29 protein-coding genes and 1 riboswitch are annotated in these 26,473 nt (G+C 67.3%); of the genes, 16 read left to right on the forward strand and 13 right to left on the reverse strand.

Annotation, left to right across the window (positions count from 1 at the left end):
- The first annotated feature begins 7 nt into the window (after positions 1-7).
- Positions 8-760 (forward strand): SDR family oxidoreductase, encoded by a 753-nt coding sequence (locus tag LHU95_RS19245; RefSeq protein ID WP_248708569.1) that lies wholly within the window; start codon positions 8-10, stop codon positions 758-760.
- Positions 761-888: 128 nt separating this feature from the next.
- Here LHU95_RS19245 and LHU95_RS19250 read toward each other — a convergent pair whose 3' ends face one another.
- The 4 genes from LHU95_RS19250 to purB all read right to left on the reverse strand — a co-directional run bounded on the left by LHU95_RS19250 (position 889) and on the right by purB (position 3,613).
- On the reverse strand, positions 889-1,173 hold the full coding sequence (locus tag LHU95_RS19250; protein ID WP_248708570.1) for a hypothetical protein: 285 nt from the start codon (positions 1,171-1,173) through the stop codon (positions 889-891).
- A 59-nt stretch (positions 1,174-1,232) separates the two neighbouring features.
- Positions 1,233-1,514 (reverse strand): neuropeptide-like protein 29, encoded by a 282-nt coding sequence (locus tag LHU95_RS19255; RefSeq protein ID WP_248708571.1) that lies wholly within the window; start codon positions 1,512-1,514, stop codon positions 1,233-1,235.
- 197 nt (positions 1,515-1,711) lie between these two features.
- Complete coding sequence (locus LHU95_RS19260; RefSeq protein WP_248708572.1) at positions 1,712-2,203, reverse strand: YaiI/YqxD family protein; 492 nt, start codon at positions 2,201-2,203, stop codon at positions 1,712-1,714.
- A 69-nt stretch (positions 2,204-2,272) separates the two neighbouring features.
- Positions 2,273-3,613, reverse strand: coding sequence for an adenylosuccinate lyase (gene purB / locus LHU95_RS19265; protein WP_248708573.1), 1,341 nt, complete (start codon positions 3,611-3,613; stop codon positions 2,273-2,275).
- A gap of 149 nt (positions 3,614-3,762) precedes the next feature.
- Here purB and LHU95_RS19270 point away from each other — a divergent pair, with 149 nt between their 5' ends.
- The 3 genes from LHU95_RS19270 (at position 3,763) to LHU95_RS19280 (ending at position 6,138) form a co-directional block, all read left to right on the forward strand.
- On the forward strand, positions 3,763-4,539 hold the full coding sequence (locus LHU95_RS19270; RefSeq protein WP_349292635.1) for a TerC family protein: 777 nt from the start codon (positions 3,763-3,765) through the stop codon (positions 4,537-4,539).
- Between the two features lie 337 nt (positions 4,540-4,876).
- Positions 4,877-5,554, forward strand: coding sequence for a TerC family protein (locus tag LHU95_RS19275; RefSeq protein ID WP_248708574.1), 678 nt, complete (start codon positions 4,877-4,879; stop codon positions 5,552-5,554).
- Positions 5,554-6,138: a hypothetical protein gene (locus LHU95_RS19280; protein ID WP_248708575.1), complete on the forward strand. Its 585-nt coding sequence runs from the start codon at positions 5,554-5,556 to the stop codon at positions 6,136-6,138. The genes LHU95_RS19275 and LHU95_RS19280 overlap by 1 nt, the downstream gene beginning before the upstream one ends.
- A gap of 15 nt (positions 6,139-6,153) precedes the next feature.
- On the opposite strand, the gene LHU95_RS19285 is transcribed toward LHU95_RS19280, so the two are convergent.
- Positions 6,154-7,089, reverse strand: a complete 936-nt coding sequence (locus LHU95_RS19285) for a hypothetical protein (RefSeq protein WP_248708576.1) — start codon at positions 7,087-7,089, stop codon at positions 6,154-6,156.
- Between the two features lie 127 nt (positions 7,090-7,216).
- Between LHU95_RS19285 and LHU95_RS19290 the strand changes: the two genes are divergently transcribed.
- The 3 genes from LHU95_RS19290 (at position 7,217) to LHU95_RS19300 (ending at position 11,187) form a co-directional block, all read left to right on the forward strand.
- The gene (locus LHU95_RS19290) at positions 7,217-9,358 is read left to right on the forward strand and encodes a UvrD-helicase domain-containing protein (protein WP_248708577.1); all 2,142 of its coding nucleotides are present in this window, start codon (positions 7,217-7,219) and stop codon (positions 9,356-9,358) included.
- A 72-nt stretch (positions 9,359-9,430) separates the two neighbouring features.
- Positions 9,431-10,315 carry a 50S ribosomal protein L11 methyltransferase gene (locus tag LHU95_RS19295; RefSeq protein ID WP_248708578.1) on the forward strand — a complete coding sequence of 295 codons (885 nt, stop codon included), beginning with the start codon at positions 9,431-9,433 and terminating at the stop codon, positions 10,313-10,315.
- A gap of 80 nt (positions 10,316-10,395) precedes the next feature.
- Positions 10,396-11,187: a hypothetical protein gene (locus LHU95_RS19300; RefSeq protein ID WP_248708579.1), complete on the forward strand. Its 792-nt coding sequence runs from the start codon at positions 10,396-10,398 to the stop codon at positions 11,185-11,187.
- 48 nt (positions 11,188-11,235) lie between these two features.
- Here LHU95_RS19300 and LHU95_RS19305 read toward each other — a convergent pair whose 3' ends face one another.
- Positions 11,236-12,153, reverse strand: a complete 918-nt coding sequence (locus LHU95_RS19305; protein ID WP_248708580.1) for an acetamidase/formamidase family protein — start codon at positions 12,151-12,153, stop codon at positions 11,236-11,238.
- Positions 12,154-12,251: 98 nt separating this feature from the next.
- Between LHU95_RS19305 and LHU95_RS19310 the strand changes: the two genes are divergently transcribed.
- The 4 genes from LHU95_RS19310 to gcvP all read left to right on the forward strand — a co-directional run bounded on the left by LHU95_RS19310 (position 12,252) and on the right by gcvP (position 17,615).
- Entirely contained in the window at positions 12,252-12,734 is a 483-nt protein-coding gene (locus LHU95_RS19310) for a PaaI family thioesterase (protein WP_248708581.1), read from the forward strand.
- Between the two features lie 128 nt (positions 12,735-12,862).
- A riboswitch (glycine riboswitch) is annotated at positions 12,863-12,965 on the forward strand.
- Positions 12,966-13,252: 287 nt separating this feature from the next.
- A complete protein-coding gene (gcvT, locus tag LHU95_RS19315; RefSeq protein ID WP_248708582.1) occupies positions 13,253-14,338 on the forward strand; it encodes a glycine cleavage system aminomethyltransferase GcvT in 1,086 nt (361 codons plus the stop codon).
- A gap of 8 nt (positions 14,339-14,346) precedes the next feature.
- The gene (gene gcvH, locus LHU95_RS19320; RefSeq protein ID WP_248708583.1) at positions 14,347-14,721 is read left to right on the forward strand and encodes a glycine cleavage system protein GcvH; all 375 of its coding nucleotides are present in this window, start codon (positions 14,347-14,349) and stop codon (positions 14,719-14,721) included.
- Positions 14,718-17,615, forward strand: a complete 2,898-nt coding sequence (gcvP, locus tag LHU95_RS19325) for an aminomethyl-transferring glycine dehydrogenase (RefSeq protein ID WP_248708584.1) — start codon at positions 14,718-14,720, stop codon at positions 17,613-17,615. The genes gcvH and gcvP overlap by 4 nt, the downstream gene beginning before the upstream one ends.
- Before the next feature lie 80 nt (positions 17,616-17,695).
- Here gcvP and LHU95_RS19330 read toward each other — a convergent pair whose 3' ends face one another.
- The 4 genes from LHU95_RS19330 to LHU95_RS19345 form a co-directional block, all read right to left on the reverse strand.
- On the reverse strand, positions 17,696-18,460 hold the full coding sequence (locus LHU95_RS19330; RefSeq protein WP_248708585.1) for a DUF5677 domain-containing protein: 765 nt from the start codon (positions 18,458-18,460) through the stop codon (positions 17,696-17,698).
- A gap of 10 nt (positions 18,461-18,470) precedes the next feature.
- Positions 18,471-18,701, reverse strand: a complete 231-nt coding sequence (locus LHU95_RS19335; RefSeq protein WP_248708586.1) for a DUF433 domain-containing protein — start codon at positions 18,699-18,701, stop codon at positions 18,471-18,473.
- A gap of 48 nt (positions 18,702-18,749) precedes the next feature.
- Positions 18,750-19,202, reverse strand: coding sequence for a nuclear transport factor 2 family protein (locus LHU95_RS19340; RefSeq protein WP_248708587.1), 453 nt, complete (start codon positions 19,200-19,202; stop codon positions 18,750-18,752).
- Between the two features lie 67 nt (positions 19,203-19,269).
- Complete coding sequence (locus tag LHU95_RS19345) at positions 19,270-19,830, reverse strand: TlpA disulfide reductase family protein (RefSeq protein WP_248708588.1); 561 nt, start codon at positions 19,828-19,830, stop codon at positions 19,270-19,272.
- A gap of 114 nt (positions 19,831-19,944) precedes the next feature.
- On the opposite strand from LHU95_RS19345, the gene argH reads away from it, so the two are divergent.
- From argH to ykgO, 3 genes are all read left to right on the forward strand, one after another.
- Complete coding sequence (gene argH, locus LHU95_RS19350) at positions 19,945-21,273, forward strand: argininosuccinate lyase (RefSeq protein ID WP_248711591.1); 1,329 nt, start codon at positions 19,945-19,947, stop codon at positions 21,271-21,273.
- Positions 21,270-21,467 (forward strand): hypothetical protein, encoded by a 198-nt coding sequence (locus tag LHU95_RS19355; protein WP_248711638.1) that lies wholly within the window; start codon positions 21,270-21,272, stop codon positions 21,465-21,467. Before argH ends, LHU95_RS19355 begins: the two co-directional genes overlap by 4 nt.
- A 97-nt stretch (positions 21,468-21,564) precedes the next feature.
- A complete protein-coding gene (gene ykgO, locus LHU95_RS19360; RefSeq protein ID WP_213610077.1) occupies positions 21,565-21,690 on the forward strand; it encodes a type B 50S ribosomal protein L36 in 126 nt (41 codons plus the stop codon).
- 238 nt (positions 21,691-21,928) lie between these two features.
- On the opposite strand, the gene LHU95_RS19365 is transcribed toward ykgO, so the two are convergent.
- Both LHU95_RS19365 and LHU95_RS19370 read right to left on the reverse strand, forming a co-directional pair.
- On the reverse strand, positions 21,929-22,291 hold the full coding sequence (locus LHU95_RS19365; RefSeq protein ID WP_248708589.1) for a hypothetical protein: 363 nt from the start codon (positions 22,289-22,291) through the stop codon (positions 21,929-21,931).
- Positions 22,292-22,363: 72 nt separating this feature from the next.
- Positions 22,364-23,896, reverse strand: coding sequence for an FAD-binding domain-containing protein (locus tag LHU95_RS19370; protein WP_248708590.1), 1,533 nt, complete (start codon positions 23,894-23,896; stop codon positions 22,364-22,366).
- Between the two features lie 68 nt (positions 23,897-23,964).
- Here LHU95_RS19370 and LHU95_RS19375 point away from each other — a divergent pair, with 68 nt between their 5' ends.
- Positions 23,965-24,738 (forward strand): creatininase family protein, encoded by a 774-nt coding sequence (locus LHU95_RS19375; protein ID WP_248708591.1) that lies wholly within the window; start codon positions 23,965-23,967, stop codon positions 24,736-24,738.
- Positions 24,739-24,819: 81 nt separating this feature from the next.
- On the opposite strand, the gene cysK is transcribed toward LHU95_RS19375, so the two are convergent.
- Complete coding sequence (gene cysK / locus LHU95_RS19380) at positions 24,820-25,782, reverse strand: cysteine synthase A (RefSeq protein ID WP_248708592.1); 963 nt, start codon at positions 25,780-25,782, stop codon at positions 24,820-24,822.
- 102 nt (positions 25,783-25,884) lie between these two features.
- Between cysK and LHU95_RS19385 the strand changes: the two genes are divergently transcribed.
- On the forward strand, positions 25,885-26,331 hold the full coding sequence (locus tag LHU95_RS19385) for an Rrf2 family transcriptional regulator (RefSeq protein ID WP_248708593.1): 447 nt from the start codon (positions 25,885-25,887) through the stop codon (positions 26,329-26,331).
- The last annotated feature ends 142 nt before the right edge of the window (positions 26,332-26,473 follow it).

The raw sequence follows: 26,473 nt of genomic DNA on the forward strand, positions 1-26,473 counted from the left end.
AAACGGCATGGATCTCAAGGGCAAGGTGGCGCTGGTCACGGGCGGCAATGGGGGGTTGGGGCAGCGCATCTGCCATGCCCTGGCGCGCGAGGGCGTGCATCTGGCCGTCATGTACGCGCAAAGCCGCGAGCAGGCCGAAGCCGTGGCGCAGGACATCGCCGCGCGCCATCAGGTCAATGCCGTCGCCTTCCAATGCGACATCACCGACGCGGCGGCGGTGCAGGCGCTGATCGGCGCCGTCACCGCCCGCTTCGGCAGCCTGGACATCCTGGTGAATGACGCCGCCTTCAACAAGGCGATCCCCTTCCCCGACCTCGACAACCTCACGGAGGACGTCTGGGAGAAGATCATGGCGGTGAACCTCACCGGCCCGATGCGGCTGATCAAGGCGGTGGCGCCGGTGATGAAGGCGCAGGGCGCAGGGCGGATCGTGAATATCTCCTCGGTCGCGGGGCTGGGGCCGAGTGGGTCTTCCATCGCCTATGCCGTCTCGAAGGCGGGGCTGATCCATCTCACGAAATGCATGGCGGTGGCGCTGGCGCCGCAGACGCTGGTGAATTGCGTGGCGCCCGGCCTGCTGGAGGGAACGCGCGCCACGGCCAATCTGCGCGCCGAGCAGATCGCCAACGCCTCCACCCTCGCGCTGCTGAAGAAGCCGGCCGACAAGGATGATTGCGCGGATATGGTGGTGACCATGTGCCGGACGGAAACCATGACCGGGCAGACCATCGTGATTGATGCCGGGCGGGTGTTTCACTGAGCGGCAGGTCCAGGCGACCGCGCCCCTCTCAGCGTGCCGGCCACGTGGCGAAAGAGCCTCGCCACGCGGCTTGATCAGGCAGGGATGGGCCGGCGCCGATCAGGCGGCCCTCTGCCCCACCCGGGCCCCTACCAGCGGCGATGGCCGTGATGCGGGCGGCCGTAATAGGGGCGCGGGGCGTAATAGACCGGCGGCGCGTAGAAGCGCGGCGGCGGGGGCGCGAAGAACACCGGCGGCGGCGGCACGAAGACCGGGCGCGGAGGCGCGTAATAGACCGGCGGCGGCGCGTAGCCATAGCCGGGCTTGTCCCAGTACTGCGCCTGGGCGGTCCCGATCCCGAGCGGCCCGACACCCAGCGACACCATGCCGAGGGCCAGGGAAGCGGCGATCATCACACGGCGAAAAAGGCGCATCGGAAGTACCTCCTTTGGATCAGCATCTTTTACAAAACGAGCATGGCGGGATGATGGCATCAGCCGCGCCGCCAGCCGCGCCCACCGCCCCGGTAGGGCGCCGTATAGCCACCGCGGTAGCCGCCTCCGCCGTAATAGCGCGGCGGCGCGTAGTAGCGGGGTGGCGGGGCGTAGAAGCGCGGGGCCGGCGCGTAGTAGCGCGGCGCCGCATAGCCATACCCATAGGCCGGGGCCACATAGCCATAGCCGCCGCCATAGACCGGGCCGCCCACATAACCGGGCGCGCATCCCACCAGGGACATCGCGGCGCCCAGAACAACCAATGCCCGAAGCCCGCGCATGGCAACACCCTCCTGCCGCGGCGTCTCGGCGCACCCGGGGGGTGCGCCAGAGGAAGGGGGGCCGCGGCCAAAATTCCGTGGGGCGGCCGATCACACCAACGGGCCCTGGAGGCCTGTGGCTCTCGCCGTCTTGAATGTCATGGAGCGCCCGGCTGATGGCGGAAGCAAGGCGAAATTGCAGTGATTTGAAGCCCGCGTCAGAAGCCGCCGGGCGGAACCCTCAGGCTGGGCGGTGCCGGCCGCATGGCTGCGCGCAGCAGCGTGTCCAGCTCCGACAGGAAGCGCGAGCGATCGGCCTGGGTCATGCCTGACGGGCCCCCGGTGCGCCCCCCGGTGGAGCGCAGATGCTCGGCCACCGCGCGGCCCGCCAGCGCGCCGCCGATATTCTCGACGGTCCAGCGGTGCCCCTTGGAGTTCAGCGCGCGCGCGCCTTTTTCCAGGCAGCGCGCGGCCAGCGGGATATCCTGCGTGACGCAGACATCCGCCGCGGTGATCTGCTCGACGATCCAGTCATCGGCCACATCCGCCCCCTCGGTGACGATCACCCGATGGATGATCGGGCTCTCCGGCAGCAGGATGCCGCGCGCGCCATTGGAGACGACATGGGTATGCACCCCAAGGCGCTGGGCCACGCGAAAGGCCTCATCGCGCACCGGGCAGGCATCGGCGTCCAGGTAAAGCTGCGTCATCCGCGCGCCCCGAGGCCCGGCAGATGCGGGAAGCGAAAGCTCCCGCCGGGGCCGAAGCGGCGCTGCCCCCTACGCCTGATCACCGAACACCCGGGCGAAGATCGTCTCCACATGCCGGAAATCCAGCCGCGGATCCATGACACCCGCGAGCGTCGCTGCATCCATGACCGCCGCCACTTCCGGCCGCGCCAGGAGATTTTCGGAGAAGCTCTTCACATCCGCCTGGCCGAGCTTCAGCCAGGTTGCCATCGCGGCCTGCTGCACGGCGGCGTAGGAATCCTCGCGCGAGAGGCCGGCCTGGGTGAGTGCCAGCAGCACCTTCTGGCTGTGCACCACGCCGCCCAGCCCTTCCAGGTTCTCCGTCATCCGCACCGGATAGACCGTCAGCTTCTCCATCATGCCAGCGAGGCGCATCAGCGCGAAATCCAGCGCGATGGTGGCATCGGGCGCGATCACGCGCTCCACGCTGGAATGGCTGATGTCGCGCTCATGCCACAGGGTGATGTTCTCCAGCGCCGGCATCGCGTAGCCGCGCACGAGGCGGGCGAGGCCGGTCAGGTTCTCGCTCAGCACCGGGTTGCGCTTGTGCGGCATGGAGCTGCTGCCCTTCTGCCCGGCATGGAAGAATTCCTCCGCCTCGCGCACTTCCGAGCGTTGCAGGTGCCGCACCTCGGTCGCCAGCCGCTCCACGCCGCCCGCCACCACGGCGAGGGTGGCGAAGAAGGCCGCATGCCGGTCGCGCGGGATGACCTGCGTGCTCACCGACTCCACTTCGAGGCCCAGATGCCGGGCCACATGCGCCTCCACCCGCGGGTCCACGCTGGCAAAGGTGCCGACCGGGCCGGAGAGCGCGCAGGTCGCGACTTCCGCCCGCGCCGCGCGCAGCCGCGTCAGGTTGCGGGCGAATTCGGCATAGTGGCCGGCGAGCTTCAGGCCAAAGCTGGTCGGTTCGGCATGGATGCCGTGGCTGCGCCCGATGGTGGGGGTAAATTTGTGCTCCAGGGCCCGCATTCGCAACGCGGCCATGACGGCTTCGACATCCGCAATGAGCAAATCTGCCGCCCGTGTCATCTGCACGGCGAGGCAGGTGTCCAGCACGTCACTGCTGGTCAGGCCCTGGTGCAGGTAGCGCGCATCCTCGCCAATCCCCTCCCCCAGCCAGGTGAGAAAGGCGATCACATCATGCCGCGTGACGCGTTCGATCTCGTCAATCCGATCCACATCGGCGCTTCCCATCGCGGCCACGCGCGGCGCGCCGCCCTGGCGGATGGAAATGGCCGCAGCGGCAGGGATGGTGCCGATTTCGGCCATGGCGTCGGCCGCCAGCGCCTCGATCTCGAACCAGATGCGATAGCGCGTCTCGGGGGACCAGATTTCGGCCATGGCGGGGCGGGAATAACGGGGGACCATCGGAGCCTCTCAACAACGCGTGGCGGTGGTTTGGCGCGTTACGCAAATCCGGACAAGCGGGCTTGGCGCGGGGCGCTTCCTCTGCCAAAGGGAGGGGGCATCCAAGGAAATGCTTGGGTTACAAATATGTCAGTTTGAAGGGCTCCCACATGCCGGATTGGTTCGTACCGCTCATGCAGGTCCTGATGATTGATATTGTCCTCGCCGGGGACAATGCGATCGTCGTGGGCATGGCCGCCGCCGGACTTCCGCCTGAACAGCGCCGCAAGGCCGTCCTGTGGGGCATTGCCGCCGCGACGGTGATGCGCATCGCCTTCGCCAGCATCACCGTCCAGTTGCTCGCCGTCACCGGCATCACCCTGGCGGGCGGCGTGCTGCTCGCCTGGGTCTGCTGGAAGATGTACCGGGAATTGCGCGATGGCGGCGGCGGCCACGAGCATGTGGGCGACGGCATCGGCGATGAGACGACCAACCCCGACGGCTCGCCGCGCAAGACCATGCGCCAGGCCATCACGCAGATCCTGATCGCCGATATTTCAATGAGCCTGGACAATGTGCTGGCCGTGGCGGGAGCCGCCAAGGACCATCCCTATGTCCTGATCATCGGCCTCGCCATCTCCGTCGTGCTGATGGGTGTGGCCGCGACGCTGATCGCCAATCTGCTGAACAAGCATCGCTGGATCGCCTGGGTCGGCCTGCTGGTCATCGTCTATGTCGCGGGCGACATGATCTGGTCCGGCACGCATGAAGTGGCCGACCGGGTTCCGGAATCCTATGCCTTCCTGCTGCTGCCGCTCGGCTACCTGGCGCTGCCGGGCGTCTTCCCGGCCTGGATCTGGGCGGGGGCGACGGTGATGCAGGTGGCCTTGCTGGCAGCCCTCTGCGCGCTGATCGTCGAAGCGGTGCTGCGCGCCCGTCGCCGATAACACCGAGCGGCCTGGCCGGGGGCACCCTCGGCCCCAACAAGGCGCCGGAAACGGCCCGCCCTGGCGCAGCGTGGAGAATGATTCACGGCGCCAGCCACGGCGCGCCGGCCGAGGCAGGCCGCCAGTCTGCGGAATGTTTCGCCATCATCGCGGGCGCGGCGGGGCAAAAGCCCCTGCGCAAGCCCCAGGGCGGTTGATGCCGGGCCCGGCCGAAGGCGGTGCGCCGCAACGCCCCTGGGGCGCCGGCGGCGGATTTTCCACATGACCGTTCGGTAAAGACAGCCGCTGGCAGGGCGTTTAGCTTCCCGCGCATCCGAGTTGAGGAAAGCACAAGAAAATGGACTTCGCCACCTTCGCCGAAAGCTGGAACTGGGTGATCCTCACCGAGATCCTCGGCGTGAACCTGATCCTCTCCGGCGACAATGCGGTGCTCATCGCCCTCGCCGCCGCCGGCCTGCCGGCCGAGCAACGCTCCAAGGCCATCCTCTTCGGCATGGTGCTGGCCGTGGTGCTGCGCATCGTGCTCAGCCTCGCCGCCGTTTATCTGCTGGCCATTCCGGGGATCATGCTGGCGGGCGGCCTCGTGCTGCTCTGGATCGCGTATACCTTCTTCAAGGAGCTGCGCCAGAAGGACAAGGACGAGGCCAGCGGCCATCACGCCGATGCCGCGCCCAAGACCATGGCCGTGGCCCTGCGCCAGATCGTCATCGCCGATGTCTCCATGAGCCTCGACAATGTGCTGGCCGTGGCGGGTGCCGCGCATGGCAACACGCCCATGCTGATCATCGGCCTCGTCATCTCCATCCTGCTGATGGGCGTCGCGGCCACGCTGATCGCCCGCCTGCTGGAGAGCTACCCGATCGTCGCCTATATCGGCGTAGCCCTCATCGTCTACATCGGCATCGAGATGGTCTATGAAGATGTGCATCGCTTCATGAGCGGCGGCAGCGCCCATGGCGAATACCGCGAATTGCCCGAACCACTGATGATGCCCCCCCTGGTGCGAGTGACTTGATGCGGCATTTCTCCCTCATCCTCCTGGCTGGTCTTGCGGCCTGCGCGACCGAAGGCGGCGATCAGGCCGGCGGCGCCGGCGCCGTGCCCGTGGTTTCGGCCCCGGCCTTGCTCGCGCAGCGCCTGCCCGCCCAGGCTGGCAGTTTCCAGCGCGGCGCCACAGCGCCGATCGACCAGCCGCTTCCCGGTGTGGAGGTGGCCTATGCCACGCCCGGGCGCTCGGCCGCGGGCTTCGTGCAGGTGGTGCGCCCCCCCGCCGTGGCACCGCCCGATGGGCCGGGCAGCCTGGTCGTGCAGGATGAGTACCAGCGGGTGATCGCCGCGGCGCAGCGCGGCTCGGGCCCGCATCGCCGGCTGCGCCTGGTCCGCGAAAGTGACCAGCCGCCCGGCGCGCCGCTGTTTCGCTGCGCCGACCTGGAAGGCGCCTATGGCCGCACGGCGGTGACCAGCACCACCTGTGTGGGTGCGGCGGGCGGGCAATTGCTGCGGCTGCGGGTTTCCATGCCGCGGCGCGATCCGCCAGCGGCCGATCCGCGCGCCTTCATTCGCGACATCACCGAAGCCCTGCGCCGCGGCGGGGGCTGAAAGCCACCCCCTCGGCTACCAGCTGCGAATACGCTCATAGAGCGGCTTAAGCAGGAAGGGGCTAAGAAACAGTGGAAACTGGCAGAGCACGCAGAACAGCAGGATCCCCGGATCCGTCGCCTCCGGCAGCACCGCCAGATAGAGCGCCATATTGCGGTTGCCGGCCAGCAGTCCGGCCGAGAGTGCCAGCCGCTGCCCGAACCCCGCGAAAGCGAGTGCCGTCGCCGCATTCATGGCCAGCGTGCCGCCAAAGGCCATGGCGACGCCGGTCAGGATGAAGCCGGGCTCCGCCAGCATGCGCGCCAGCACGCCATCCATCACGCCGAAGCCATAGAACACCACCAGCAGCACCACCGCCCCATCCACCGCGCGCCCCCAATGCTGGAGTTGCGCCGGGGCCACCACACGGCGGATGCCGATGGAAATCACCAGCGGTAGCAGCACCACCAGCCCCAGCCGCAGCATCAGCCCCGTCATGGAAATCGCGAGATCAATGCCCAGCAGCCCCAGCGCCAAGGGCGGCGCCGTGATCGGGATCAGCAGGATGGAGAGCACCGCCACCACGAAGGCGATCTCGCCATCCAGCCCCACCATTCGGGCAAAAGCCGGTGAGGAGGTGGCGGCACAGCCCGTCGCCACGATCACCAGCCCATTGGCCAGCGGGCCGGTGATGCCCAGCGCTGTGAGTGCCGCCCAGGCCAGCAAAGGCGTCGCGATCAGCAGCCAGGCCAGCAATGCGACCACCAGCAGGGGCCGGCGCAGATAGGCCAGCACCTGGGCCGGGTCCACGCGCAGCAGCACCAGCACCATGAGGATGAAGACCACGGGCGTGATCACGTCCCGGAACAGCGCGGCCAGCGGGGGGATGAACAGCCCCGCGAAGATGCTGCCGGCCAACAGCGCGGCCCCGTGCAGGGCGGACCATTCCAGGAGGCGGCGCGTCAGGTCCAAGGGTTCTGCATGGTTGGTGGCGTTCGCCGGATGTTCTATAGCCCTGTGCGTGTCCGCACCATCCTCTCCAGGGGCTGCCCCCCCGCAAGACTACCTCGCCCGGCTGAACCCGGAGCAACGCTCGGCCGTGGAAACGCTGGACGGGCCTTTGCTCGTGCTGGCCGGTGCGGGCACCGGCAAGACGCGGGTGCTGACCACCCGATTCGCGCATCTGCTGATGACGGGCCGCGCCCAGCCGCACCAGGTGCTCTCCGTCACCTTCACCAACAAGGCCGCGCGCGAGATGCGCGAGCGTGTGGGCGCCATCCTGAACCGCCCGGTGGAAGGGCTGTGGCTGGGCACGTTCCACGCGCTCGCCGCGCGCATGCTGCGCCGCCATGCGGAGCTGGTCGGCCTCACCTCCAGCTTCACCATCCTGGACACGGATGATCAGGCGCGCCTGCTCAAGCAGGTGATGGAAGCGGAAGGTGTGGACCTCAAGCGCTGGCCGCCCAATGGCCTCATGGGCGTGATCCAGCGCTGGAAGGATCGCGGGCTGACGCCGGACCGCATTCCTGTGGCCGAAACCTCCGACTACGCGAATAACCGCGCCGAGAAGCTCTACGCCGCCTACCAGGCGCGGCTGGTGGCGCTGAATGCCTGCGACTTCGGCGACCTGCTGCTGCACATCACCGAAATCCTGCGCACCAATGCCGAAATCCTGGCGAGCTATCATCGCCTGTTCCGCTACATCCTGGTGGATGAGTATCAGGACACCAACCTGGTCCAATATCTATGGCTGCGGCTGCTCGCCCAGGGCCACAAGAACATCTGCTGCGTCGGCGATGATGACCAGTCCATCTATTCCTGGCGCGGCGCCGAGATCGAAAACATCCTGCGCTTCGAGCGCGACTTCCCGGGGGCCGTCATCGTGCGGCTGGAGAGCAATTATCGCTCGACGCGCCCCATCCTCGCCGCGGCCGCGGGGCTGATCGCCCGCAATGAGGGGAGGTTGGGCAAGACCCTGCGCTCCGGCCGCGAGGATGCCTCGGGCGAGCGGGTGCGCGTGGTGTCGCTGTGGGACAGCGAGGAGGAAGCCCGCATGGTCGGTGGCCGCATCGAGGAAGCGCGGCGTGACGGGCAGAATTTGAGCGAAATCGCCATCCTGGTGCGTGCCGGATTCCAGACGCGCTCCTTTGAGGAAAGGCTGATCACCCTCGCCATCCCGTATCGCGTGTTTGGTGGTGCCAAATTCTACGAGCGCGCCGAAATCCGCGACGCCATCGCCTATTTCCGCGCCCTCTCCCAGCCCAATGATGATCTGGCCTTCGAGCGCATCGTGAACACGCCCAAGCGTGGTTTGGGCGATACCGCCATGGCGGCGCTGCACCGCCTGAGCCGTGATGAGAAAATCCCGCTGCGCTTCGCCGCCGAGCGCCTCTGCCAGACCGATGCCATCCGCCCCCGCCCGCGCGCGGCCCTGCGCGAATTGCTGGAAGGCCTGAGCCGCTGGAACGCGGCCCTGGAACGCGAGGGCCATGTCGTCGTCGCCGCCCAGGTCCTGGAGGAGAGCGGCTATGTCGAGATGTGGAAGGCCGACCGCAGCATCGAGGCCGCGGGGCGCCTCGACAACCTCAAGGAATTGCTGCGCGCCATGGGGGATTTCGCGACCCTCGGCGCCTTCCTGGAACACATCGCCCTGGTCATGGAAAATGACGATAATTCCGAGGGCCAAAAGGTCGGCATCATGACGCTGCACGCCGCCAAGGGCCTGGAATTCGACATGGTCTTCCTGCCAGGCTGGGAGGAAGGGCTGTTCCCCTCGCAGCGCAGCCTGGATGAGGGCGGCGCCAAGGCGCTCGAAGAAGAACGCCGCCTCGCTTATGTCGGCATCACCCGCGCCCGCAGGCATTGCACCATCAGCCATGCCGCCAACCGGCGCATCTACGGCAACTGGGTGAACTCCATCCCGTCCCGCTTCCTCGATGAACTCCCCGAGAGCGAAATCCTGCGCGAGGGCGGCGTGGCTCAGGCAGCCCGCATGCCATCCAGCGTGTTTTCAGCGGGGGCCCCGCTGTCCTCCCAGCGCCGGCCGCGCGTGATCGAGGCCGGCGCCTGGGAGGTGGATCAAAGGCCCGAACGCGAAAAAGCCTTCGCGCGGGGGACGCGCGTCTTCCACACCAAATTCGGCTATGGGCGCGTGCTGGATGTGGATGACGACAAGCTGGAAATCGAGTTCGAGAAGGCGGGCGTGAAGCGGGTGTTGGACCGTTTTGTCGAGCCGGCTTAGATCGAGGGGCGTTGCCCCCCGAGCCCCCCAGCAGGAAACACAGTTTCCTGCACCTTCGATCCAAAGAGTCTCATGAAGAAACATCCCGCGCAGCTCGAAACCTTGGTGCTGGACCAGCTGCCCGAGGACGCAGTCCCCTCCTATGAGGCAGCACTGCTGGCCGTCAGCGCCACCATCTCGCTGTTTCACGACGAAGCGACCGACCATTGGCGCATCGAAGCCGTGCGCGACACGCTGGCCGACCAGGATGCGCTGCACGCCGCCCTGGCCCTGGCCGCCGGCCTGACGGGCCATGAAGCGCCGCTGACCCGCAGCCTGACGGAGTCCGATGGCTGGCTGGCGCGCACCGTGGAAGCCTTCCCCGAACAGGAAATCGGCCGCCGCTTCCTGATCCGCCCCACCCATGTCGCACCCCGCCACACCTATGGCCGCATCGCCCTCACCCTGGATGCGGGGCTGGCTTTCGGCTCGGGCGAACATGCCTCCACCCAGGGCTGCCTGATGGCGCTGGAGCGCGTGGCGCGGCGACCATTGCGCGTGCTGGATGTCGGCTCGGGCAGCGGCATCCTGGCGATGGGAGCGGCGAAGCTGTTCCATGTGAAGGCGCTGGCAACCGATATTGACCCCTGGTCCGTCCGCGTCGCCGAGGAAAACGCGAAGATGAACGGGCTGAAGCCGCGGCTGCGCGCCATCCTCGCCACTGGCTACAACCACCGCGCCATCACGCGCGGCGCGCCCTATGACCTGATCTTCGCCAATATCCTGGCCCGGCCCCTATGTGCGATGGCCTGTGACCTCGCGGCGCATCTGAAGCCGGGCGGCACGGCCATCCTGGCGGGGCTGCTGGGCAAGCAGGTGCGCATGGTGCTGGCCGCGCATCAGCGCGCGGGGCTGGTGCTGGAACGCCGGATCAGCCTGGATCCCTGGGCGACGCTGGTGCTGCGCAAGCGGGGGTGAGCGCCTCCTGCATATTCACGTTATCTTCCCTTAACGCACGCATCGGCATATCATGAAAATGATGGCAGGCGGATTCATCGATGTCGACCAACTTGGCGCGTTACGAAGCGGATCTCGCTCGGCTAGTGGAAGAGGGGCAATCCTTGCTAGCCGCAATGCAATACGAGGTTGCCAAAGCGGAGGCCACCAAGCATATTCAAGAGTTATTAGGCGATAAAGCCGATAACTATATTTCAAAATTGCCAAAATTCAATTCGACCTATCAGGGTTGGTATTCTGAAGCACGCTCTGTTGTGCGGCAACTCATACCTGACCGTCTGGCGGATTTTACGAAAAACTACGAGACGCCACAAAACAGAAAAACCTTAGGATGGGAAAATTATACAATAGAAGATTACTTGCATGGCTTGCGAATGCCGGGCGGAGTATCGCGTGAAGCAGCCTTAACTCGAATGGAGCAACAATTAAATATAGTCGCATCGGCTAAGCAGCGCTTCAAAAGTTCACTGTTCGATATTCAACAACTCGCAATGGCTGATTTATTTGACAGTGAGATAGAATCAGCCAAGGCTCTGTCAAAGAAAAAATTCCTCCGGGCAGCTGGAGCTGTCGCAGGGGTCGTATTGGAAAAGCATTTGGCACAAATCTGCAGAAATCATAATGTGTTAATTTCCAAGAAAAACCTGACGATCGCTGATCTCAATGACGCGTTGCGTACTGTAGATGTAATTGACATACCGCGATGGAGGGCAACGCAACATCTTGCGGATCTACGAAATCTCTGTGACCATAATAAATCTAAAGAGCCCACAGTGGAGCAGGTTGAAGAGCTAGTTGAGGGTGTGGCGAAAGTGTTAAAAACACTGTTCTAAGTATCTTATATTAGCGATGTCGGGTCTTTGGGCGGAAAGGATGTCCTATCATCGCTTCAACCACTTCTTCGCCACCCGGCACGCCACCGTATAGGCCGGGTTGAACACATTCCCCACATCATAGCGCACCACCATTCCCATCAGATGGCTCGCGGCGCGCGCATCCAGCCCGTAATCCTCGCCCAGCCAGCGCTGCATCTCCGTCGTCGCGTGCTGCAAGGCCTGGTCCAGCGGGCGGGCATTGCCGATGGTGATGATGTCCTCCGCCGTCTCGGCTCGCGGCCAGGTGATGCGGCGCTTCAGCACGGAAAGCCGCACCTCCATCTCGAAGGAGGTTTCGATCCCCGTGCCGGTAATCTCCCCATCGCCCTGGCAGGCATGGCCATCGCCCAGATAGAACAGCGCGCCCGGCACCGAGACGGGGAACCAGGCCGTCGTCCCCGGCGCGAAAAGGCGGTAATCCATGTTGCCGCCATGCGGGCCGCTGGTGGCGGTGGAAATCGCCTCGCCGCCCGCCGGCGCCACGCCGAAACAGCCGATCATCGGCGCCAGCGGCGGTGTGAAGCCTTCAAGTCCGGGCGGCGTATCCTGCAACCGCACTGTCCCCTCATTGGCCCCCTCATTGGCATTGATCTCCCAGATGGCGCGCTGCTGCGGCGGTCGCTCCAGGATGGCGGCGGGCTCCAGCACGGTCAGCGCCAAGGGCGAATAGGTCCAGCCGGTGCGGCGGCTGGGTGTGAGGCGAATGATCTCGACCGCCAGCGTGTCGCCGGGCTCGGCGCCCTCCACGAAGAAAGGCCCGGTCATCGGGTTGGGCCGGGCGGCGATGGCCACCTCATGCGCGTCCAGCCCCGAGGCATCCACCGTATCGGTGACCAGCGTATCGCCATCGGCGAGGCGCAGGCAGGGCTCGGCCGTGCCGAGCGTGTTGTGATAGCGGGTCGGTCGGAAATGATGTGTGGCCATGCGGGACGGTAGGAAGCCCCTCCCCGATCGGTCAAGCAGGGGCTGGTCAAGCAAGGCGCCGCATGGGGAAATGCGCGCTGCAGCCCGAAGGACCGCCGATGCCCACCCGCAGCCATACCGTCACCTGGGAAAGCCTCGACGGCCCCTCCCCCCATGCCGGCCTGCCGGGGCTGGAGGCGATGCGCCGGGCCATCGCGGATGGCGTGCAGCGCAGCCCCATGTTCGCGCTGATGGGCATCCGCCTGGTCCGCGCCGAGGAGGGTCTGGCCGTCATGGACGGCGAAATCGGCGAGCAATTCTACAATGGCATCGGCATCGCCCATGGCGGCTATGCGGCCACCATCCTGGATGCGGCGCTGTGGAACGCCGTCCGCACCGTGATGGAAGCGGGGAAGGCGCATACCACGCTGGATCTCAAGGTGAATTACGCCCGCCCGCTGACGGTGAAGAGCGGACTGGTCTCCTGCGAGGGGCGCGTGGTGCATCGCGGCGGCCGCACCGCCATCGCTGAGGCTCGCCTGACCGGAGAGGGCGGGGCGAAGCTCTATGCCCATGGCACCTCGACGCTGATGATCCTCTGACGCCCGGTTTTCGGGCGATGTGTCAGGCGCCCCGCCCGCTTTGCGTGCGTGCCCGGCGGCGGCTGTCACCCAGCGGCGGAAAACGCCTTGCATCGGCCGTGATCCAAGGGCAGAAGACCCTCGCCTGTGCATCGCGCGCGGGAGAGAATCGGTGGGCAGCGATGCCGACCGGTCGCCGAAGGCGCAACCGGCCCCCGGAAACGCTCAGGCATCAAGGGCCGCGCGGGAGTGGGCACTCTGGAAAGCTCATCCTCCGAAAGGGGGGTGGCACCGACGGAGTAAGGCGGTTCGCCGCTGATTGCTGAAGGGCCATCCGGCCCGGCGGCACATGTCAGCGGCGCGGCTCGCGTCCGATTGTGGAAAGGCTCCTGGCCCGGAAGCACAAATCGGCCGCCGTGCAGTCCTGCCCCGAAGGGGCTGAAGGGGCCGCGCGACAAGGCCAGGCTGCTGAATCTCTCAGGTATCTCGGACAGAGGGGGGTCACCACACTCGATTGCCGCTGAGCGGCAGGGGGATGCGTGACCGAGCCCGAAGCACTTCTTGAAACTCCCCTGGCGGCGCTGAACCGCGAATTGGGCGGCCGCATGGTGCCCTTCGCGGGCTATGCCATGCCGGTCCAATACCCGGCCGGGATCATGGCCGAGCACCTGCATTGCCGCGCCCAGGCGGGGCTGTTCGACGTCTCCCACATGGGCCAGGCGGAGCTCATCGGCGAAGGTGCGGCCGCCGCCCTGGAACAGCTCACCCCCGCCGATGTCCAGGGCCTGAAGCCCGGCCGCCAGCGCTATGGCCTGCTGCTGAACGAGGCCGGTGGCATCGTGGATGACTTCATGTTCGCCAATATGGGCGACCGGCTGTTCCTGGTGGTCAACGCCTCCCGCAAGCAGATTGACCTCCCCCTGATCGAGAGCGTCCTGCCGCGCGGCGTCACGCTGCGCCCACTGCCGGACCGCGCCCTGATCGCCCTCCAGGGCCCCGCCGTCGCCACGCTGATCCCGACCACGATGAGCTTCATGGGCATCATGGAGATGGAGATCGCGGGCATTCCCGTCATCGCCTCCCGCTCCGGCTATACGGGCGAGGATGGGCTGGAAATCTCCGTCGCGGCCGAGCAGGCCGAGGCGCTGGCCCGCGCCCTGCTCGCCATGCCGGGCGTCATGCCGGTCGGCCTGGGTGCTCGGGACAGTCTGCGGCTGGAAGCGGGGCTGTGCCTCTATGGCAATGACCTGGATGAGACGACCTCGCCCGTGGAAGCCAACCTCACCTGGTCCATGGGCAAGCGCCGCCGCATGGCGTGGGATTTCCGTGGCGCCGATGTGGTGCGCGATCACCTCGACCATGGCGTGAAACGCCTGCGCGTCGGCCTCCGCCCCGAGGGGCGCCAGCCCGCGCGCGGCCATACGCCCATCCAGCAGGGTGGCGCCGTGGTGGGCGAAGTCACCTCCGGCGGCTTCGGCCCCTCCATCGGCGCGCCCGTCGCCATGGGCTATGTGGCGCGCGACGCCGCGGCCGATGGCACGGCCCTGGATCTGATCGTCCGTGACAAGCCGCTGCCCGCGCGGGTTGCGCCCATGCCCTTCCACCCCCACCGCTACGCACGCTGAGGTTCCCCATGCCCGAGATGAAATACACCAAGGATCACGAGTGGATTCGCTTTGAAGGCGATGCGGCCACCATCGGCATCACCGACCACGCGCAGAACGCGCTGGGCGATGTGGTCTTCGTGGACCTGCCCGAGCCCGGCCGCGACGTCACGGCGGGCGAGGCGATCGCCGTCGTGGAAAGCGTGAAGGCGGCGTCCGATGTCTATGCGCCCATTACCGGCCGCGTCACCGAGGTGAATGCCGGCCTGGTGGATGACCCCGCCCTGATCAACAGCGAGCCGACCGGGGCTGGCTGGTTCTTCAAGATCACGCCGGCAGGCGCCCTGCCGGATGATCTGATGGATGCCGATGCCTATGCGGCTTTCGTGGAGAACCTCGTATGAGCATCCTCCATGAACTGACGGAGCTGGAGGATTCCGGCGAGTTCATCCGCCGCCATATCGGCCCGACCGAGGCGGAAATCGCCTCCATGCTCACCACCATCGGCTGCACCGACCTGGAGCAGATGACGGCGCGCACCATCCCCGCCGCCATTCGCGGCGTGGATTTCTCCGGCCTGCCCGCCCCCGTGAACGAAGCCGCTGCCATCGCCGAATTGCGCGCCCTGTCGGAGCAGAATATCCGCAAGCGCTCGCTGATCGGCATGGGGTATCACGGCACCCACACGCCGCCCGTCATCCTGCGCAACATCCTGGAAAACCCGGGCTGGTACACCGCCTATACGCCCTATCAGGCCGAGATCGCCCAAGGGCGGTTGGAAGCGCTGGTGAATTTCCAGACCATGATCGGCGAGCTGACCGGCCTGCCCGTCGCCGGCGCGTCGCTGCTCGATGAAGGCACCGCCGCGGCCGAGGCGGTGACGCTCGCCCATTCCAGCCACAAGGGCAAAAGCGACACGCTGGTCGTCGCCGCCGATTGCCACCCGCAGACCATCGCCGTGGTGCAGGTGCGCGCCGAGCCCGTGGGCATCCGCGTGGTCCTGGCCGAGCCGGCCCAGCTGGCCGCGACCATCGCGGCCGAAAAGCCCTTCGCCGTGCTCTCGCAATATCCGGGCACGACGGGTGAGCTGCGGGACATTGCGCCCGAGATCGAGGCCGCCCACGCCGCCGGCGCGCTGGCCATCATCGCGGCGGATCTTCTGGCGCTGACGCTGGTGACGCCGCCGGGCGAGATGGGGGCGGATATCGTCGTTGGCTCCTCGCAGCGCTTTGGCGTGCCGCTCGGTTATGGCGGCCCGCATGCCGGCTTCATGGCCGTGCGCGATGCGCTGAAGCGCAGCCTGCCTGGCCGCCTGGTCGGCGTCTCCATTGACGCCGCCGGGGCGCCCGCCATGCGCCTCGCCCTGCAAACGCGCGAGCAGCATATCCGGCGTGAGAAGGCGACCTCCAACATCTGCACGGCGCAGGTGCTGCTGGCGGTGATGGCCTCGATGTATGCCGTCTGGCATGGGCCCGAAGGGCTGAAGCGCATCGCCCGCCGCGTGGCCCTGCAGGCGCGTGTGCTGGCCGGCGCGGCCCAGGCCAGCGGCCTCGCGCTGCGGCATGGCGCCTTCTTCGACACGCTCTGCATCGAGACCGGCGCACGGACGGAGGCGCTGCTGAAGGCCGCCCTTGCGGCCGGCTTCAACCTGCGCCGCGTGGGCCATGACGCCATCGCCATCGCGCTGGATGAAACGGTGACGCGCACCGAGCTCGCCACCCTGGCCGGGCTGCTGGGCCATGGCGAGCTTGCCAGCGTGACACCCGCCGGCGGCATGCCCGCGACCCTGGCGCGCACCACCAGCTTCCTCAAGGCCGAGGTGTTTCACTCGCACCACGCCGAGCACTCCATGCTGCGCTACATGAAGCGGCTGGAGGACAAGGATGTGGCGCTGAACCGCTCCATGATCCCGCTCGGCTCCTGCACCATGAAGCTGAACGCGACGGCGGAGATGGTCCCCGTCACCTTCCCCGGCTTTGCCGATATTCACCCCTTCGCGCCCACTGACCAGGCGCAGGGCTATATCGCGATGATCCGGCAGCTCGAGGCGTGGCTTTGCGGCGTGACCGGCTTCGCCGCCGTCTCGCTGCAGCCCAATGCGGGTTCGCAGGGCGAATATGCCGGCCTTCTCGCCATCCGCGCCTTCCACCAGGCGCGCGGTGAGGGGCATCGCAACATCTGCCTCATCCCCTCCTCCGCGCATGGCACCAACCCGGCCTCCGCCGTGATGGCGGGGATGAAGGTCGTCGTCACCGGCTGCGACCGCGACGGCAATGTGGATGTCGAGGATCTGCGCGCCAAGGCCAAGCTGCACGGGGCGAACCTCGCGGCCCTCATGGTCACCTACCCCTCCACCCATGGCGTGTTTGAGGAGGCGATCCGCGAGATCTGCGCGATCATCCATGCCGAGGGCGGGCAGGTCTATATGGATGGTGCCAACATGAACGCGCAGGTGGGGCTCACCTCCCCCGCCTCGATCGGCGCCGATGTCTGCCATTTGAACCTGCACAAGACCTTCTGCATCCCGCATGGCGGCGGTGGGCCGGGCGTGGGGCCGATCGGGGTCGCGGCGCATCTGGCCCCGCATCTGCCGAACCATCCGCTTGTGGCGGAAGCGGGCCCGGCCACGGGCTTCGGCCCGGTCTCCGCCGCGCCCTTCGGCTCGGCCGCCATCCTGCCCATCAGCTACGCCTATATCCGCATGATGGGCGGCGAGGGGCTGACCCGCGCGACACAGGTCGCCATCCTCAACGCCAACTACATGGCGAAGCGGCTGGCCGACCACTTCCCCATCCTCTACCGCGGTGGGCAGGGCATGGTCGCACACGAGTGCATCCTGGATTGCCGCGGCTTCCAGCAGAATGGCGGCGTCCTCGTCGAGGATATCGCCAAGCGCCTGCAGGATTACGGCTTCCACGCCCCCACCATGTCCTGGCCGGTCACCGGCACGCTGATGGTGGAGCCGACCGAGAGCGAGACGAAATCCGAGCTCGACCGCTTCTGCGACGCGATGATCAGCATCCGCGCCGAAATCCGCGCCGTGGAGCAAGGCCGGATGGACCGCGCCGACAACCCGCTGAAACACGCGCCGCACACCATGGCGGAAGTCATGGCGAGCGATTGGGCGCATCCCTACAGCCGCGAAGACGCCGCCTTCCCGCTGCCCTATGTGCGGATGAACAAGTACTGGCCGCCGGTGAAGCGCGTGGACAATGTCCATGGCGACCGGAACCTCATCTGCACCTGCGCGCCGCTGGAAGCCTATGCGGAGACGGCCACACTCCAGGCCGCTGAGTAGGTTCCCCGGGAGGGCTCTGCCCTCCCGGACCCACCCGCCGAGGGGCTGGCCCCTCGGAACCCTTGACGTGAATGGGCGCGCTACCCGATACCAGTCGAAGCCTTCAACGCATCAAACTCATCCGCCAATATGTTGATGCCTCGGCCAACGGGCGTGAAACCCATCATCTCGTTGAAAACGACACAGCAGCCCATGAGCGCGATACAGGCATAGTGGATCGTTAGTGCCATCTCACCAGGCTTCTGAGCGGGATCCATATTGATGGCGCAAAGTCCGTCCGCAGCAGGAACGATGTAGCGACTGAGGGCTCTTATGGATGGATGTGCCGCGTCCGCGGATAGCAATTTATAAATTCCATAGGATTTTGAAATCACACTTTTGTCGGCAACGTCATTAGGGTTCAGCCGCTTAGGCTTTGGCACCCCATCAACGAGTTTTCTCAGGCCATCGACCAAATCTCTCTTTCGTGTTTGGTCGATAGAGAGACTTCCTATCGCCAGTTCACTGAGCCATTTAGTGCTGACAAGATCGTCCCGGCCCATAGCCTGCACAAAGGCATCACCCTCAGCCTGGACGCCAGCGATCCAGAACCAATTCTCAAAACAGGATCGTGCAAGGGTTCTCGCTTCAACGATCATGCCCATACGTGCGAGGCACAATGTGCCTTTGAAGTTGCTCGCCGTGCGGATCAGTAAGGAGGCAGCGACGACTTTTGGGTCTGCCGATTTTTTCTCTGTGACGACGATATCCACACTCGCCAGCAAAGCGATCGCGAACGAGTTGAGCTTCTCAGAAAAATCGAGCCATTCCGTCGTTGAAAGCTCAAGACCAGCGACCACCGACATAGCGGTGTTTTCAACTGCGGGAAGGGTTGTGCGTTGAAGCCGGCAGCGGCTCACGCGTAGAGGCGAAACAAGCCCGCACATGCTCCGGCGTCATGCCCGGATGGTTCCCGGTGAAATCAGCTTCCGACCAGCCCGCGGCCAGCAATCCCAGGACGAAGCTGGCCGAAAACCGTGTACCCTCGAGCATTGGCTGTCCAGCGAGAATGGCGGGGTCGAGCAGGATGCGCGGCGTGTTGGTCATGCCCGAAATCTTAGCATGACCTGTCGGGACGGGCTGCTGTTTTCAGCGCTACGCCTGCGGCCGCGTGAAGGCCTGGCGCGCGTAGAGCTTCCAGGCGCCCCCCTGCTTCTTCCAGACCTGCAGGATGCCGATATTCACCGGCGTGATCCGGCCGCCGCCCGTGGTGTTACCAGTGAAGACATGCCGCACGATCGCGTCATCGCCATTCACCTGGATGGTCTGGTTCGTGATGTTGATCTCGCCGAACGGGTTGTTCCGCTCCACCAGGTTCGCGATGAACTGCGCCCGGTTCTCGATCCGCCCAGCCGAATGGCCATAGCTCAGCCCCTCATGGGTCACAGCCTCCAGCGCCGCGCGATCGGCGGCGAGCATGGCGCGGGTCAGCGCGGCGACCGCCTGGGACACGGCCTGATCGTCGGCGGATTGGGCATTGGCGAAGCTGGGGATAACGGCGGCGGCCAGGATGGCGGCCCCCGCCAGATGGCGACGATGAATGCTCATGATATTCCTCCCTGGCCGATGTTTCCCGGCCGGAAGGAAGACTAGGCGCGGCGGGCCCGCCCGTCCATCACGTCCGGATCAGCGGCTCCGGCGTGGCCGCCACCGGCCCCACCAACCGGCGGATCGCCGCCACGAAGGGCGCCGTGTCCCAGGCCGCATCGCCCTCCAACCGCGCACGCTCCTGGCCCTGGCGGTCCACGATGATCGTCGTCGGCAAGCCCCGCGCGCCCATGGCCCGCGCCGCCGCCCCGCGCGGATCGAGCCAGATGCCCAGGCTGACCAGCCCCACGCGCTGATAGAATCCCTCCACCACAGACCGCCCGCCACGATCCGAGGAGAGCGGCAGCACCGCGATGCGCTCGGCCGCCAGCGTCCGCGCCAGCCGCTCCAACGCCGGCATTTCGGCGACACAGGGCGGGCACCAGGTCGCCCAGAGGTTGATCACCAGCCCTTGGCCCGGGAAATCGGCCAGCGTCTTCTCCGCCCCATCCGCATCCTGGAAGGTGATGGCGGGCAAGGGGCGCGCAGCCTCGCGCAGGCGCTCGATCCCGGCGCCGGATGCGCGCGCGGCTTGCGCGCCGAGCAAGGCGGGCGCTAGGACCATGCCAGCCCATTCGCGGCGCGACATCAGCCCATCGCGAAGCGGCTTTAGCGAGAGAGCCATATTCCCTTGTCCATCCCGAATGAAACCAACACCAACCAGCAATGGGGCGGCCGCTTCGCCGAAGGCCCCTGGGCCATCATGCAGGCCATCAACGCCTCGATCGGCTTTGATGCCAAGATGTGGCGCCAGGACATCCGCGGCAGCCTCGCCCACGCCGCCATGCTGGCTCATGTAGGCATCATCACGGCCGATGACGAGGCCGCGATCCGCCAGGGCCTCGGCGAAATCGCCGCCGAGATCGAGGCGGGCCGCTTCGAATGGTCCGAGGCCCTCGAAGACGTGCACATGAACATCGAAGCGCGCCTGACGGAGCGCATCGGCGAGGCCGGCAAGCGCCTGCACACCGCGCGCAGCCGCAATGACCAGGTGGCCACGGATTTCCGCCTCTGGACGCGCGATGCCATGGATGGCCTGGCCGCCCAGATGCTGGACCTGGTCCGCGCCTTCGTCGCTCGCGCCGAGGAGCATGCCGGCACCATCATGCCCGGCTACACGCATCTTCAACCCGCCCAGCCCACCACCTTCGGCCACCACCTGCTGGCCTATGCGGAAATGATCTGGCGCGACCGTGGCCGCATGCTGGACGCCCGGGCACGCCTCAATGAATGCCCGCTGGGCTCGGCCGCCATGTGCGGCACCGGCTTCCCGATTGATCGCCACGCGACGGCCGCATCGCTGGGCTTTGACGGCCCCACGCGCAACAGCCTGGATGCCGTGGGCAGCCGCGATTTCGCCATGGAGTTCCTCGCCGCCTGCGCCATCTGCGCCACGCATCTCTCGCGCCTCGCCGAGGAGATCGTGATCTGGACCAACCCCTCCTTCGGCTTCGTGAAGCTGAGTGACGGGCTGACCACCGGCAGTTCCATCATGCCGCAAAAGCGCAACCCGGACGCGGCCGAGCTGGTGCGCGGCAAGACCGGCCGGATGACGGGCAACCTGGTCGGCCTGCTGACCGTGGTGAAGGGCCTGGCGCTGACCTATGCGAAGGACCTGCAGGAGGACAAGGAAGGCGTCTTCGACTCGGCCGAGAACCTGACCCTCTGCCTCGCCGCCACCGCCGCCATGGTGCGCGACATGCAGCCCAATATCGCCCGCATGGCCGCCGCCGCCGGCGATGGCTTCTCCACCGCGACGGACCTGGCCGATTGGCTGGTGCGCGAGCTGAAGCTGCCCTTCCGCGACGCGCATCACGTCACCGGCAAGCTGGTCGCGAAGGCCGAGGGCATGGGCGTGGACCTCTCCGGCCTCACCATCGTGGAAATGCGCGAGGTGGAGCCCCGCATCACCGACAGCGTCTTTGGCGTGCTGAGCCCGGCTGCTTCCGTCGCCTCGCGCCGCTCCTTTGGTGGCACGGCACCCGAGAATGTGCGCGCCATGGTGGCGGATTGGCAGGGGCGCCTGGCATGAGGGCGCTGCTGCTGACCGTGGCTGCCTCCCTGGTGCTCGTGGCCTGCGGCCGGATGGGGCCGGTGCGGCCGCCCGGCCCGCGTGAGGCGGTCACCTATCCGCGCGGCTATCCGGCACCCACCGCCAAGGACCGGGAGGAGTTGAATGAACGCCGCGCCGCCCAGGGCCTGCCGCCCTTGCCCACACCGCCCTGAGGTTGACTCGCGGTCGCCACCCGCCTAATTGGCGCGCTCCCCGGGGTTTGGTTTCGCCTTTCCCCGCAACCTTTTTCGCGTTTTGTGAGTCCGCGCCATGAAGATCCGCAACAGCCTCAAATCCGCCAAGCTGCGGGACAAGAACTGCGTCGTGGTGCGCCGCCGTGGCCGCCTCTATGTGCTGAACAAGAAGAACCCGCGCTTCAAGGCTCGCCAGGGCTGATCAGCCTCCACTGGGCTGCGTGAACGGGGGGCTTCGGCTCCCCGTTTGCGTTTCGCGGTGGAAGCTAGGGGCCAGCCCCTCGGGCACCCCGGCAGGGTGAAAACCTGCGTGGTTTTCACAGTTTCCTGCACCTTCATCCGGGGCCTGATACCATCGAAGATCCAAGAAACTGAGTTTCTTGGTGGAAGAGCGCGAGAGGGCAAAGCCCTCTCACATTCCGGCCTGTTTCAGCAGCCCGCTAGCGCGGCAGCAGAGTCTCGGAGCCCAGGCCGCCATTCCGGCCCTGCGTCCACCGGCCGACCAAATTCCCATTGGCCTGCACTTCGTAATACGCGGCACCCGTCTCCCGCCCGGCGACATAGCCAACCACGAGCATGTTCCCGACCGTGATCGCAACGCCCGCCGAGGTGTCCGAGCCGACTCGCCAGTTGATCCGCCAGGTCTGCGGGCCGGTGGCCGCCAGCGTGGCGCTGCCCTCATAGGCGGTGCCATCCACCGCCACACCCATCACGGCATAGGTTCCGCTGCGCTGCGCCACGGCGGGTTGGGCAGCAAGGCTCGCGGCGATGAGGCCGGCGGCGGCCAGGGCGAGACGGGGCATGGGAACCTCCTGATCGGTGCAAGCGCATCGGCCGAAGCCGGACGACGGCCACACACATCAACCCGCGCCGGGCTATAAATCAAGCAATCCCTGGCGGCTAGCCTTGGCCTGTCTGGCGGCCTCACGCGCGCGTTCGGCCATCGGGTCGTCCTGGGCGAAGCGGCGTTGCCGGCTGCCATGCTTGTGGAACACCCGCGCTGCCTCCCGCCCGAAGCCCTCCGCACCGCGCATGCGCGAAAGCCGCTCCCTTGCGGCGCGCAGGGCCGTCGCCTGCTCCACGATGGGCTGCGGATATCCGGGCGGCGGCGTATCCAGCTTCCAGGGCGTGTGGCGCAAGCCGGCCGGGATATGCGCCAGTTCCGGCACCCAGCGGGCGATGAATTCGCCAAGCGGGTCCTGGTCCAGGCTCTGCTTCACCGGATTGTAGATGCGCGGCGTGTTGATGCCTGTCGCACCCGATTGCATCTGCACCTGGGGCCAGTGGATGCCTGGCTCATAATCGGTGAAGAGCCTGGCCAGCCGTGCCCCGCTCGCGGCCCAATCCAGCGCGAGGTGGTAGCTCGCGAAGCTCTGCACCATCGCGCGCATGCGGAAATTCAGCCAGCCGGTCGCGATCAGGGAGCGCATGCAGGCATCCACCAGGGGATAGCCCGTGCGCCCCTCCGCCCAGGCCAGCAGCGCGGGGTCATCGGGGGCGGTGGCAATCCGCGCCGCCTGGACCGCCGGGTGCGCCGCGCGATGCTCCAGCTCGGGCTCGCTCTCCAGCTTCTGGATGAAGTGGCAATGCCAATGCAGGCGGGAGCGGAGCGACTGCACGGCGCCCAGCGGGATGGGGCTGGCACGCGGCTCCATCGCCGAGAATTCCTGCCCGGCGCGCTCCACCCGCTGGATCACCTCGCGCATGGAAAGGCTGCCCATGGCGAGATGGGCGGAGAGGCGCGAGCACACCAGCGGCGCGCTGCGTGGCGAGGACATGCCCCGCCGATAGTCGCGCCCGCGCCCGGCCAGGAAGCTCTCCAGCAGCGCGAGGCCGGCCGCGCGCCCGGCCGGCTGCTGCTCCAGCAGGCCGTCATCGGCGTTCCAGGGCAGCGGCTGCTCGGGAATCGCACCCTCGATCAGGTAGGCGGCGGGTTGCAGGCCGTGGGGGATGGGTGTCACGGGTGCGGCCATGGTGGCGCCGAAAAACCGCGCCCAGCCATCGCGCGAGGCCAGCGGCCGGGCGACGCCGAATTGCCGCGTCTGCGCCCAGGGGATGCCCGCCTCGCGGCAGAAGCGGCCCACGGCGCGGTCCCGCGCATAGGTCCAGAGATTGCCTGTCTCCTCATGGCTGTGCAGCGTGGCGATCCCGCGTTCGGCATGCAGGCGGCGCAGCAGCGTGACCGCATCGCCCGAGCGCACCACCAGGGGCAGGCCGATCGCCGCCAGTTCGGCCCGCAGATCGAGCAGCGCCGCGCGCAGGAAGCGCCATTGCCGGGGTGAGGCATCCCCCCCCTGCCAATAGCCAGGCTCGATGATGTAGAGCGGCAGGATGCGCCCGCGCGCCCGCGCCAGCGGCGCGTGATCCGCCACCCGCAAATCCCGTTTGAACCAGACCACATCGAGCATGCCCTCCATCTGCCCGCTTGCGCGCTTCTGCCAAGGGGGGGAGGCTGTAACGAACCACGGAGGCGATGATGGAAGTGCGTTGGGAAAGACGAACCGGCCCTGAACTCAAGGCCCTGGCGGAGCAAGGCGCCTTGCCCGTGCTGCCGATCGGCAGCCTGGAGCAGCATGGCCCGCATCTGCCGGTCTGGACCGACAGCTTCATCGCGCATGAACTCTGCGTGGCGGCGGCGAAGCTCGCCACCGACATCCCCGCCATCGTGCTGCCGCCGCTCTGGACCGGGCTGTCCGAGCATCATCTGCCCTTCGGCGGCACCATCACGCTGGACCACGCGACGCTGCATGCCGTGCTGCGCTGCGTCGTGCGCAGCCTTCAGGCCCAGGGCTTCACGCGGCTGCTGATCGTGAACGGGCATGGCGGCAATATTGATCCGCTCCATGTCTCGGTGCGCGAACTCGCGCATGAATTCGGCATGGCGGTGGTGGTGACGACCTGGCCGAATGTGGCCCCGGTCGAGATCGCGCAGACACTCACCACCCAGGCCGGCATCATGCATGCCTGCGAGGGCGAGACGGCGCTCTGGCTGGCGCTGGACCCCGGGCAGGTGCGCCAGGACAAGATCGAGGAAGCGGCCGGCGGCAATGCGGGCGTGCAGGCCCCGGCCGGCTATTCGCGCTTCTACAGCTTCGCCGAACGCGCGCCCCGCACCGGCGTGAAGGGCGACCCGCGTGCCGCAACCGCCGAGAAGGGCCAGGCGATGATCAGCGCCATCGCCACCAACCTGGCCCAGGCGATGCGCGACCCGGTGCTCTGGACCAAGCCGGAGCGCGTCTGGGACGTGTAGCAGGCTGCCGCAAAAGCTCCGCGACGGGAACGAGGGGACAGCCGCCGGGGCGATGCCACGCGCCGGCGGCGGGCCTCCCGGCTAAAGGCCCTCGAACAGCTCGGTCGAGAGGTAGCGCTCGGCGAACGAGGCCGCGATGCCCAGGATCAGCTTGCCCTCCATCCCCGGCTGCCGCGCCAGCCGGATCATCGCGTGCAGCACCGCACCCGAGGAAATGCCCACCGGCACGCCATCCAGCCGCGCCACCTGACGCGCCGCGGCGAAGGCCTCGCGCTCGGCCACGCGTTCCACGCCATCGAGTCCGGCGAGGTCCAGCACGCCGGGACAGAACCCGGCGCCGATGCCCTGGATCCGGTGCGGCCCCGGCTCATCGCCATTCAGCACGGCGCTTTCCGCCGGCTCGATGCCGATGACGCGCAGGCCGGGCTTGCGCGGCTTCAGCGCCCGGGCGATTCCGGTCAGCGTCCCGCCCGTGCCGATGCCGCCCATCACCACATCCACCTCACCCGCCGTGTCCCGCCAGATTTCCTCGGCCGTGGTGCGGGCATGGATGGCGGGGTTGGCGTCGTTGTCGAATTGCCGGGGCATCCAGGCGCCCTTGGTCCGGGTCACGATCTCCTCGGCGCGGGAAATCGCCCCGGCCATCCCACGCTTGGCCGGCGTGAGTTCCAGTTCCGCCCCCAGGAGCTTCAGCATCTTGCGCCGTTCGATGGACGCGCCGTCGGGCATCACCACGATCAGCCGATAGCCCTTCGCCGCCGCCACGAAGGCCAGCGCGATGCCGGTATTGCCCGAAGTCGGCTCGACCAGGACCGAGCGTTCGGGCGCGATCAGCCCGGCCGCCTCCGCCGCCTCGACCATGGCGAGGCCGATGCGGTCCTTCACGGAGCCGGCCGGGTTGAAGAATTCCAGCTTGAGGGCCAGCCGCGCCCGCAACCCCTCGGCCGCCATCAGCCGGGGCAGCAGCACGCTGGGCGTCTCGCCCACCGTTTCGAGGATGCTGGCGCGCAGGCGGTGGCGGGATGGGGGCGATTCGGCGTCCATGCCACGCCGATAGCATAAAGCGGGCCGCTGCGGCGCCGCCGGCATTGGATTTTTCCGTGGCGCGCGCTATTTTCACGCCGCCCCATGGGAGAATTGCGGATCATGCTTCTGCGCCAGGATCGCGGCCTGCTCGCGCTGGACATCGCGCTCGACATCGCCTTCCACGCCGGGCGTGGCGGCGAGGTGACGGGTGCGGCCGAGATCGCCGAGCGCCTGGGTGCCGCGCGGCGCGGAATCGAGCCGCTGCTGCAATCCCTGGTGCGCGCGGGGCTGCTCGATTCGCTGCGTGGCCCGCGCGGCGGCTACCGGATGGCGCGCGCCCCGCGCGAAGTGCCCCTGACCGACATCATCGCCGCCGTGACGGAGGATGAACCCGTGGCCGAGCCGCCCGGCAAGCTGGCCAGCCTGGTCACAGCCCCCCTCTGGCAGGAGTTGGAGACCGCGACGGCCAAGCGCCTCGGCGCGCTGACGCTGGAGGATCTGCTGAAGCGAGCGGCGGCGGCGGGGCTGCGGCGGCCGGTGACCGAGCCCCTGCATTTCGTGATCTGAGCATGGGCTGGCCCATGGGTTGGTCTGGTGGCGAGGGGCTTTGTCCCTCGCGCTCCCCGGCAGGGGACCCGTTCCCTGCGCCCAGCTTCGATCGAGGCTGCAGGCAACTGCGTTTCCTGCCGGGTCATCTGGTGGGCAGAAC

Origin of the sequence: Sediminicoccus sp. KRV36 (genome assembly GCF_023243115.1) — a bacterium.
Lineage (GTDB): Bacteria > Pseudomonadota > Alphaproteobacteria > Acetobacterales > Acetobacteraceae > Roseococcus.